General features: G+C 71.8%; 6 protein-coding genes and 1 pseudogene. 3 read left to right on the top strand and 4 right to left on the bottom strand.

Translation table 11 applies throughout. The features are described from left to right. Window positions 1–449, top strand: a 449-nt coding sequence (locus tag FF041_RS07965) for an acyl-CoA dehydrogenase family protein (RefSeq protein WP_153521648.1), incomplete at its 5' end; no start/stop codon positions are given. A gap of 101 nt (window positions 450–550) precedes the next feature. Here FF041_RS07965 and FF041_RS07960 read toward each other — a convergent pair. Further along, window positions 551–1,024 (bottom strand): pyridoxamine 5'-phosphate oxidase family protein, encoded by a 474-nt coding sequence (locus tag FF041_RS07960; RefSeq protein WP_153521647.1) that lies wholly within the window; start codon window positions 1,022–1,024, stop codon window positions 551–553. 158 nt (window positions 1,025–1,182) lie between these two features. Between FF041_RS07960 and FF041_RS07955 the strand changes: the two genes are divergently transcribed. Next, window positions 1,183–1,470, top strand: coding sequence for a hypothetical protein (locus tag FF041_RS07955; protein ID WP_153486168.1), 288 nt, complete (start codon window positions 1,183–1,185; stop codon window positions 1,468–1,470). A 223-nt stretch (window positions 1,471–1,693) separates the two neighbouring features. Here FF041_RS07955 and FF041_RS07950 read toward each other — a convergent pair whose 3' ends face one another. The 3 genes from FF041_RS07950 to FF041_RS07940 form a co-directional block, all read right to left on the bottom strand. After that, complete coding sequence (locus FF041_RS07950) at window positions 1,694–3,154, bottom strand: glutamate synthase subunit beta (RefSeq protein WP_153521646.1); 1,461 nt, start codon at window positions 3,152–3,154, stop codon at window positions 1,694–1,696. Then, window positions 3,147–7,775 (bottom strand): glutamate synthase large subunit, encoded by a 4,629-nt coding sequence (gene gltB, locus FF041_RS07945; protein ID WP_153521645.1) that lies wholly within the window; start codon window positions 7,773–7,775, stop codon window positions 3,147–3,149. The genes FF041_RS07950 and gltB overlap by 8 nt, the downstream gene beginning before the upstream one ends. Before the next feature lie 670 nt (window positions 7,776–8,445). Next, window positions 8,446–9,174 carry a VIT1/CCC1 transporter family protein gene (locus FF041_RS07940; protein WP_323372228.1) on the bottom strand — a complete coding sequence of 243 codons (729 nt, stop codon included), beginning with the start codon at window positions 9,172–9,174 and terminating at the stop codon, window positions 8,446–8,448. A 208-nt stretch (window positions 9,175–9,382) separates the two neighbouring features. Between FF041_RS07940 and FF041_RS07935 the strand changes: the two are divergent. Beyond that, window positions 9,383–10,447 (top strand): annotated as a pseudogene (locus FF041_RS07935) (ADP-ribosylglycohydrolase family protein); the annotation flags it as partial. Window positions 10,448–10,859 lie beyond the last annotated feature (412 nt).

Genomic DNA, 10,859 nt, shown 5'->3' with positions numbered 1-10,859 from the left:
GGCTCGCCCAGGGCGTGCCGGTCGCCCGGGCGGCGGCGCCGGCCGGGGAGCTGGCGCGGCTGCTCACCGCCGCGCAGGCGCTGGGCGTCGGGTCCGCGCTGCTGGAGCGGACCGTGGCGTATGCGAAGCAGCGCGTCCAGTTCGGCGTGCCCATCGGGGCGTTCCAGTCGGTCAAGCACCGGCTGGCGGACACGCTGATCCGGATCGAGTTCGCCCGGCCGCTGGTGTACGGGGCCGCGGTCACGCTGGATCCCGTGGACATCGCCGCCGCGAAGGTCGCCGCCGGTGAGGCCGGGTACGCCGCCGCGCGGACCGCGCTGCAACTGCACGGCGCGATCGGCTACACGGAGGAGCTGGATCTGTCGCTGTGGCTGCGCAAGGCCCGGCCGCTGCGGGACGCCTGGGGGACGCCGGCCCGCTGCCGGGCGCGGGTGCTGGCGGGGCGGTGAGCGCGGGGTTCGTCCGGGGCGGGGAGCGCGGGGTTCGTCCGGGGCGGGGAGCGCGGGACGGGGAGGCGCGGGACGGGGAGGCGCGGGACGGGGAGGCGCGGTCAGTCGCGGCGGCGGGTGACGACCCCCGCGCCGGGCCGCCAGGAGCGTACGACCATCTCCTCGCCCTCGACGAAGGTGCGCACCACGTCGGAGAGTTCGGCCCGGAAGAGATGGAAGGGCAGCGGATGGCCGATGGCCGCCGAGAAGGCCGCCAGCCGCCCCTCGTCGGTCACCTCCACCGCGCGCCCCGAGATCTTGACGTCGCCGCCGTCCATGGAGGCGTCCGGCCCGGGGTTGGCGTGGAGGGCGAAGCGCGGATCGCGCTGGAGGTCCCGTGCCTTGAGGGAGCCGGTCATCATGCCGAGCCAGAGCTCGCCCTCCCGGAAGATCACCTCAAGTCCGGTCACCCTCGGCGATCCGTCCTTCCGGAGAGTGGCGAGGACGTGATGGCGGTACTTCTCGAAGCGTGTGCGGACGGTGTCGGCGAAAGCGGGCTCCGCCGTGTGGAAGGCGGCCCAGGAGTGCGAGGTCATGCACCGAGTCCACCATTGAAACCGGACATCCGCTGTCTGGATTAACCCGCCGCCTGGATTCCCATGCGGCGGCGAACGTGCTGTCCTGAGGAGGGGTAAGGGCCGCCAGGGCGGCGGCGGGGAGGATCACGAGCCCCGCCGGAGAAGGAGAGACCCTGATGACGATCCTGATGCACGCCACACTCCCCGGCGTGACCACCGCTCAGTACGACGACCTCAACGCAGAGCTCCAGGCGCTTCCCGGCGATACCTTCGCGGGGTGTCTGGGCCATGTCTGCGTGGCGGTGGACTCGGGAATCCAGGTCTTCGACATCTGGCAGAACAGGGAGGCGATGGAGAAGTTCTTCACCGTGATGGCGCCGGTCGCCGAGGGGCTTCACTTCCCCAAGTCGGCCGAGCAGCCCACGGTCACCGAGGTCTACCGGTACTGGACTCCGAGCAGCTGACCGAAGACCCGGGGGGCCGGCTGGCGGGAGCGGGCTCGACCACAGGCCGGAGGGCCGGTCGGCCGACGCGCCCTGACCCCCGGGAGGTCAGGGAACCCGGGAGGTCACGGCGGGCCGGTACACGGCGACGCCCGCCCATGGTCCGGTCGGGGACGAGGCGGGCGCCGCACTCAGTTCCGTACGCCGTTGTACGGGACGTCTCTGGTCGGATCAGACGGTCGGCTCAGACGGTCAGCGCCCGATCCGTGGGGCGGATCGGGGCGGGCAGCTCGCTCGCCCCGGTCAGATAGCGGTCCACGCCACGGGCGGCCGAGCGGCCCTCGGCGATGGCCCAGACGATCAGCGACTGGCCGCGGCCTGCGTCACCGGCGACGTACACACCGTCCACATTGGTGGCGAACTCGGTGTCCCGCGCGACATTGCCGCGCGCGTCCAGCTCCAGGCCGAACTGCTCGACCAGGCCGTTGGCCCGGTCGGTACCGGTGAAGCCCATCGCCAGGGTGACCAGCTGGGCCGGGATGCGGCGCTCGGTGCCGGGCTTCTGCTCCAGCTTGCCGTCCTTGAACTCCACCTCCACCAGGTGCAGGGCCTGGACATGTCCGTCCTCGTCGCCCTCGAAACGGGTGGTGGAGACGGAGTAGACCCTCTCGCCGCCCTCCTCGTGCGCCGAGGTGACCTTGTAGAGCATCGGGAAGGTGGGCCAGGGCTGGCCCGCGGCGCGCTCCTCGCCCGGCCGGGGCATGATCTCCAGCTGGGTGACGGAGGCCGCGCCCTGGCGGTGGGCGGTGCCCACGCAGTCCGCGCCGGTGTCGCCGCCGCCGATGACGACGACATGCTTGCCCTCGGCGGTGATCGGCGGGGCGATGAAGTCGCCCTCCTGCACCTTGTTGGCGAGCGGCAGATACTCCATCGCGAAGTGGACGCCGGTCAGCTCACGGCCCGGGACGGGCAGATCGCGGGAGACGGTCGCACCGGCCGCGATGACGACCGCGTCATAGCGGCGGCGCAGCTTGGCCGCGTCGATGTCACGGCCGATCTCCACCTCGGTACGGAACTTGGTGCCCTCCGCGCGCATCTGCTCGATGCGGCGGTTGATGTGCACCTTCTCCATCTTGAACTCGGGGATGCCGTAGCGCAGCAGTCCGCCGATGCGGTCGGCCCGCTCGTAGACGACGACGGTGTGACCGGCCCGGGTCAGCTGCTGGGCGGCGGCGAGTCCGGCCGGGCCCGAGCCGATGACGGCGACGGTCTTGCCGGAGAGCCGCTCGGGCGGCTGCGGGGTGACGTCGCCGGAGTCCCACGCCTTGTCGATGATGGAGACTTCGACGTTCTTGATGGTGACGGCGGGCTGGTTGATGCCCAGCACGCAGGCGGCCTCACAGGGCGCGGGGCAGAGCCGGCCGGTGAACTCCGGGAAGTTGTTGGTGGCGTGCAGCCGCTCGCTGGCCGCCGCCCAGTCCTCCCGGTAGGCGTAGTCGTTCCACTCGGGGATGAGGTTGCCGAGGGGACAGCCGTTGTGGCAGAAGGGGATGCCGCAGTCCATGCAGCGGCTGGCCTGCTTGCCGATGATCGGCAGCAGGGAGCCGGGAACATAGACCTCGTTCCAGTCCTTGAGACGCTCGTCCACGGGCCGGGTCTTGGCGGCCTCGCGCCCGGTGGTCAGGAAGCCCTTGGGGTCAGCCATTGATCGCCGCCTCCATCATCTTCTCGGTGGTCTCCTGCTCGGAGAGACCGGCGAGCTCAGCGGCGTCCTTGGCGGCGAGCACTGCCTTGTACGTGGTCGGGATGATCTTGCTGAAGCGGGCCGCGGCGGCGGGCCAGTCGGCGAGCAGCTTCTCGGCGACGGTGGAGCCGGTCTCCTCGTGGTGGCGGCGCACGACGTCGTGCAGCCACTGCCGGTCGGTCTCGCCGAGCGGCTCGATCGCCCCCAGGTTACCGGAGTTGACGTTGTCGCGGTCGAGATCGATGACATAGGCGACGCCGCCGGACATGCCGGCCGCGAAGTTGCGTCCGGTCTCGCCGAGGACGACGGCCCGGCCGCCGGTCATGTACTCGCAGCCGTGGTCGCCGACGCCTTCGGAGACGACGGTGGCGCCCGAGTTGCGGACGCAGAACCGTTCGCCGGTGCGCCCGCGCAGGAACAGCTCGCCGCCGGTGGCTCCGTAGGCGATGGTGTTGCCCGCGATGGTGGAGTACTCGGCGAGATGGTCCGCGGCGCGGTCGGGGCGGACGACGATCCGGCCGCCGGAGAGGCCCTTGCCGACGTAGTCGTTGGCATCGCCCTCCAGGCGGAGGGTGACGCCGCGCGGGACGAAGGCGCCGAAGGACTGGCCCGCGGAGCCGGTGAAGGTGATGTCGACGGTGTCGTCGGGCAGTCCCGCGCCGCCGAACTTCCGGGTGACCTCGTAGCCGAGCATGGTGCCGACGGTCCGGTTGATGTTGCGGATGGGCACCTGGGCGCGGACCGGCTGGGCCGCCTCGGCGGATTCGGCGTCGAGCGCGTCGGCGGCCAGCTTGATCAGCTGGTTGTCGAGCGCCTTGGCCAGTCCGTGGTCCTGCTCGATCAGTGCGTGGCGTACCGCGCCCTGGGGCAGGTCGGGGACGTGGAAGAGCGGGGCGAGGTCGAGTCCCTGGGCCTTGAAGTGGCTCACGGCCCGCTCGGTGTCGAGCAGCTCCGCGTGGCCGACCGCCTCCTCGACGCTGCGGAAGCCCAGCTCGGCGAGGATCTCGCGGACCTCCTCGGCGATGAACTCGAAGTAGTTGACGATGTACTCGGCCTTGCCGGAGAAGCGGTCGCGCAGCACCGGGTTCTGGGTGGCTATGCCCACCGGGCAGGTGTCGAGATGGCAGACGCGCATCATGACGCAGCCGGAGACCACGAGCGGCGCGGTGGCGAAACCGAACTCCTCCGCGCCGAGCAGTGCGGCGATGACCACATCGCGGCCGGTCTTCAGCTGGCCGTCGGTCTGGACGACGATCCGGTCCCGCAGCCCGTTGAGGAGGAGGGTCTGCTGGGTCTCGGCGAGGCCGAGCTCCCAGGGGCCGCCCGCGTGCTTGAGCGAGGTGAGCGGGGAGGCTCCCGTACCGCCGTCGTGGCCGGAGATCAGCACCACGTCGGCGTGGGCCTTGGAGACTCCGGCGGCGACCGTGCCGACGCCGACCTCGGAGACCAGCTTGACGTGGATGCGGGCCTTCGGGTTGGCGTTCTTGAGGTCGTGGATCAGCTGGGCGAGATCCTCGATGGAGTAGATGTCGTGGTGCGGCGGCGGGGAGATCAGCCCGACGCCGGGGGTGGAGTGGCGGGTCTTGGCGACCCAGGGGTAGACCTTGTGGCCGGGCAGCTGGCCGCCCTCGCCGGGCTTGGCGCCCTGCGCCATCTTGATCTGGATGTCATCGGCGTTGACCAGGTATTCGCTGGTCACACCGAAGCGTCCGGAGGCGACCTGCTTGATGCTGGAGCGCCGGGCGGGGTCGTAGAGCCGCTCCGGGTCCTCGCCGCCCTCACCGGTGTTGGACTTGCCGCCGAGCTGGTTCATGGCGATGGCGAGGGTCTCATGGGCCTCGCGGGAGATGGACCCGTACGACATCGCGCCGGTGGAGAACCGCTTGACGATCTCGCTGACCGGCTCGACCTCGTCGATCGGGACGGCTTCCCGGCCGGCGGCGAAGCCGAAGAGCCCGCGCAGGGTCATCAGCCGCTCGGACTGCTCGTTCACCCGCTCGGTGTACTGCTTGAAGATGTCGTAGCGGCGGTTGCGGGTGGAGTGCTGGAGGCGGAAGACCGTATCCGGGTCGAAGAGGTGCGGCTCGCCCTCACGACGCCACTGGTACTCGCCGCCGATCTCCAGCGCGCGGTGCGCCGAGGGGATGCCGGAGACGGGGTACGCCTTGACGTGCCGGGCGGCGACCTCGCCTGCGACGATGTCGAGGCCCGCGCCGCCGATCTTGCTGGTGGTGCCGTTGAAGTACTTCTCGACGAAGGCGTCCTCCAGGCCGATGGCCTCGAAGACCTGCGCGCCCCGGTAGGAGGCGACGGTCGAGATGCCCATCTTGGACATGACCTTCAGCACGCCCTTGCCCAGGGCGTAGATCAGATTGCGGATGGCCTGCTCGGGCTCGATGTCCTGGATGAAGGTTCCGGCGCGGACCAGGTCCTCGACGGACTCCATCGCGAGATACGGGTTGACGGCGGCGGCGCCGTAGCCGATCAGCAGCGCGACATGGTGGACCTCGCGCACATCGCCCGCCTCCACCAGCAGGCCCACCTGGGTGCGCTGCTTGGTGCGGATGAGGTGGTGGTGGACGGCGGAGGTGAGCAGCAGGGAGGGGATCGGGGCGTGCTCGGCGTCGGAGTGCCGGTCGGAGAGCACGATCAGCCGCGCGCCGTCCTCGATGGCGGTGTCCGCTTCGGCGCAGATCGCGTCGATACGGGCGGCGAGCGCCTCGCCGCCGCCGCTGACGCGGTAGAGGCCGGAGAGGGTCGCGGCCTTCATCCCGGGCATGTCGCCGTCGGCGTTGATGTGGATGAGCTTGGCGAGCTCATCGTTGTCGATCACCGGGAAGGGCAGGGTGACGCTCCGGCAGGAGGCCGCGGTGGGCTCCAGCAGATTGCCGGCGGGGCCCAGCGAGGAGCGCAGGGAGGTGACCAGTTCCTCGCGGATGGCGTCCAGCGGAGGGTTGGTGACCTGGGCGAAGAGCTGGGTGAAGTAGTCGAAGAGCAGCCGGGGGCGCTCGGAGAGCGCGGCGATCGGGGAGTCGGTGCCCATGGAGCCGAGGGGCTCGCCACCGGTCCTCGCCATCGGCGCGAGGATGATGCGGAGCTCTTCCTCCGTGTAGCCGAAGGTCTGCTGGCGGCGGGTGACCGAGGCGTGGGTGTGCACGATGTGCTCACGCTCGGGCAGGTCCTCCAGCTCGATGATCCCGGCTTCGAGCCACTCCGCGTAAGGCTGCTCGGCGGCGAGGGACGCCTTGATCTCGTCGTCCTCGATGATGCGGTGCTCGGCGGTGTCGACGAGGAACATCTTGCCGGGCTGGAGGCGGCCCTTGCGGACGACCCTGGCGGGGTCGATGTCGAGGACGCCGACCTCGGAGGAGAGGACGACGAGGCCCTCGTCGGTGACCCAGTAGCGGCCGGGGCGCAGCCCGTTGCGGTCGAGGACCGCGCCGACCTGGGTGCCGTCGGTGAAGGTGACGCAGGCGGGGCCGTCCCAGGGCTCCATCATCGTGGAGTGGAACTGGTAGAAGGCGCGCCGGGCGGGGTCCATGGAGTCGTGGTTCTCCCACGCCTCGGGGACCATCATCAGCACGGCGTGGGGCAGGGAGCGCCCGCCGAGGTGGAGCAGCTCCAGGACCTCGTCGAAGGAAGCGGAGTCGGAGGCGTCGGGGGTGCAGACCGGGAAGAAGCGGGCGAGGTCGCTGCCGTTCTCGCCGCCGCTCTTGCCGCCGCTGCTCTTGCCGCCGCCGAAGAGGCCGGATTCGAGCTGGGACTCGCGGGCGCGCATCCAGTTGCGGTTGCCCTTGACGGTGTTGATCTCGCCGTTGTGGGCGACGAAGCGGTAGGGGTGGGCCAGCGGCCAGCTCGGGAAGGTGTTGGTGGAGAACCGCGAGTGGACCAGCGCCACGGCGGAGGCGAGCCGCCGGTCGGAGAGGTCGGGGAAGAAGGGCTCCAGCTGGCCGGTGGTGAGCATGCCCTTGTAGACGATGGTGCGCGCGGAGAGCGAGGGGAAGTAGACGCCCGCCTCGTGCTCGGCGCGCTTGCGCAGGACGAAAGCCTTGCGGTCGAGCGCGATGCCGGTGCAGGCGCCGTCCTCGGAGCCTTCGGCCTGGGGGGCGGTCCCGGCCACGAAGAGCTGGCGGAAAACCGGCATGGTGGCGCGCGCGCCGTTGCCGAGGAGGTCGGGGGTGACGGGCACCTCCCGCCAGCCGAGGACGGTGAGCCCCTCGTCGTCCGCGATCGTCTCGATACGTGAGACAGCCTCGTCGGCGCCGTCCACCGGGAGGAAGGCGATGCCGACGGCGTACGCCCCGGCCTCGGGCAGCTCGAAGGGGCTGACCTCGCGCAGGAACGCGTCCGGCACCTGGAACAGGATTCCAGCGCCGTCCCCCGAGTCGGGCTCGGAGCCCGTGGCGCCTCGGTGCTCCAGGTTGCGCAGTACGGTCAGCGCCTGTTCCACCAGCTCATGGCTGGCTACACCGGTGAGGGTGGCCACGAACCCGACGCCGCACGCGTCGTGTTCGTTACGGGGGTCGTAGAGCCCCTGGGGGGCGGGGCGACCGTCCATGGGCGACCAGGCGTCGGAACGCATCGGCTCTCCCGTCGTCGTCGTGGCATGTTCAGTGCCGAGGGACGACGTTGGCCCTCTGCGAAATTTCGTGCAGGTTACATGATGGAGAGAATCCCGGAAAGCGGATAACTCATTCCAGCATGCGGACACCGTAGGGGGTGAGACGGCGGTAGCTGATGCGGTTCCGTGTTCACGGGATCGTCGTGTGATCCTCGCGTGATCGTTGCGGGACGGGCTTCATTGCCCGTGGCGCCCTCGGCTCATGCCCGGTGATGAAGGGATCGAAACCGACGAGTTACGGCTACATTTACGCCGTCTCGCATAGTGTCTCACCCCGAGCGGCCTGTGTGCGCCCCGGGGGCGTACCGGATTACATCCCGGGGTCTGTCCCGGGGTCTGTCTCGGGGGGGCTGCGTCGGGGCGTACCCGGGGTCCATCCCGGGGCCCACCCCAGGGGTGGTTCCCGGCGGCGGTCCCGGGGGTCGGCCCGGAGTCCGTCTCCGTGGTCCGCCCGGGGTCCACCCCGGAGCTCGTCCCGAGGGTCATCCGGGGCCGCCCCGGGCCCTCCGGGAGCCCGCCCCGGAGTCATGCCAGGGGTCCGGCCCCGAGGGTCATCCGGGAGTCCGCCCCGGGGGTCCGCCTCGGGGGTCCGTCCCGGAGGTCCGCCTCGGGGGCCCGCCCCGGGGCGCCGTCAGAGTGCGGCTCCGAAGGCGGCGCCCAGGCCGTAGGTCACCGCCGCCGCCGCTCCGCCCAGGGCCAGCTGGCGCAGCCCGCTGTACCACCAGCTCCGGGCCGTCACCCGGGCCACCAGCGCTCCGCAGCCGAAGAGCCCGGCCAGCGCCAGCGCCACCGCGGGCCACAAGGATGTCGCCCCCAGCAGATACGGCAGCACCGGCAGCAGCGCCCCCAGCGCGAAGGCCCCGAACGACGACACCGCCGCGATCGCCGGCGACGGCAGATCGTCCGGGTCGATCCCCAGCTCCTCGCGGGCATGGATCTCCAGCGCCTGCTCGGGGTCCCGGGACAGCTGCATCGCCACCTCCCGGGCGAGCTCCGGCTCCACCCCGCGCGCCACGTAGAGCGCCGCCAGCTCCTCCATCTCGTCGACCGGGTGCTTGCGCAGCTCCCGCCGCTCGATCTCCAACTCGGCCTGGACCAGCTCCCGCTGCGAGGCGACGGAGGTGTACTCCCCCGCGGCCATCGAGAAGGCACCCGCGGCCAGTCCGGCGAGCCCGGTGATCACCATGGTCTGCTGCGACGCCGAACCGCCCGCGACACCCGTCATCAGGGCGAGATTGGACACCAGCCCGTCCATCGCCCCGAAGACCGCGGGCCGCAGCCAGCCGCCGTTGACATCGCGGTGGGTGTGGTTGTCGCGGTGCGCCGCGTGCAGTGGCGCCTCGGTCTCGATGATGGACACAGCTATCCCCTTCCCCGGCGCCGGAACTGATCGTTCCGCACCTTTCGAACAGGATCGAAAATACGCACGAAGTAAGGGGCCCGCCAGCAAGGCAGGCCGTACTTACCTGGAGTCGAGAGGGTGAGTGGGAGCGATTCCCCGTCTCGCGGCACGCCTCCCGGGGCACAGATGCCAGCGAACAGCATCGCGCGCGAAAGGGGCCCGCCCCATGGAGTCGATCGCCTGCAATCCCGCCGCCCCCTCCGGGTGCGGGCCCACTCCCCCGGCGCCGCCGCCCGCCTCCCCCACGCTCCGGGACCGCGCCCGCGGAGCACTGCTCGGACTCGCGGTGGGCGACGCGCTCGGCGCGCCCGCGGAGAACCTCCGTCCGTCCGAGATCCGCCGCAGATGGGGGCGGATCGAGGGCTTCGTGGACGACGACCCGGCCGGCACGGACGACACCGAGTACGCGATCTTCTCCGGTCTGCTGCTGGCCCGCCATGGCTCCGCGCTGACCGTGACCCATGTGGAGACGGCGTGGCACCACTGGATCGCCGATCTGGACGAGGGGCCCTTCCGGGGGGCCGGGTTCAGCGAGCGCGGCACCCTGGAGAATCTGCGCCGGGGACTCGCCGCCCCCATCTCCGCCCAGCACCGGCACGCCTGGAGCGACGGTCTCGCGATGCGGGCCGCGCCGTTCGGGGTGTTCGCGGCGGGCCGCCCGCTGGAGGCGGCCCGGCTGGTGGCGATCGACGGCACGGTCAGCCATGACGGCGAGGGCATCTACGGGGGCCAGGCGGTGGCCGCGGGCGTCGCGGCGGCGATGGCGGGCGCGGGGCCCGCCGGGGTGATCGGCGCGGCGCTCTCGGTGATCCCGATGGACTCCTGGACGGCCCGCTCGCTGCGCCGGGGAGTGGTCACCGCGCAACGCGGCTACGAGGACACCCTGACGATGGAACGGGCGGTCCGCTCCTCGGTGGTGATCGGGGGCTATCCGTGGACCGATCTGGCCCCGGAGGCGGTGGGGCTGGCGTTCGGCGCGTTCGCGGCGGCGCGCGGCGACTTCCGTATGTCGGTGCTGACCGCGGTCAACATGGGCCGCGACGCGGACACCACGGCGGCGGTGGCGGGGGCGCTGGCAGGCGCGGTCTCGGGCTCCTCGGCGATCCCGCCGCCCTGGGCATCGGCGATCGGCCCGGTCCGGGGCAGCTGCCTGCCCTCGATGAGCGGCCATCACATCCTGGACATCGCGGACCTGCTGACACCGGCCGAGGGTCCGGGGGAGGCGGACGGCGGCCCGGGGTGCCGGGGCCACGGCCCGGGGTGCCGGGGCCACGGCCCGGAATCGGCGGACGCCGGTCGGGGAACGCCGAGCCACCGCCGGAGGGAGGCGGACGACGGGCCGGGGACGCCGGACCATGCCCCGGCGAGGGTGGGCGGCCTCCCGGGAGGGCCGGGCGCCGGACGCGGGACGCCGAACCACGCCCCGGGTTCGGCGGGCAGCCTCCCAGGATCACCGGACGACGGGTGGGGGACGGCGGGCCACCACCGGTGGGCCACCACCGGCGGCCCAAAGACGCCGGATCCTACCCCGGGGAAGGCAGGCGGCCTCCCGGGAACGCCGCACCGTGGCCCGGGGACGGCGGACACCCGTCCGAGGGCGGCAGACGCCGAACCACGGACGGCGGGCCACGGCCCAGGGGAGG

The organism is Streptomyces jumonjinensis, from assembly GCF_009600885.1.
GTDB lineage: Bacteria > Actinomycetota > Actinomycetes > Streptomycetales > Streptomycetaceae > Streptomyces > Streptomyces jumonjinensis.
Note: the sequence above shows the minus strand (reverse complement) of the source record. Positions and strands in the feature narration are given on the sequence as shown.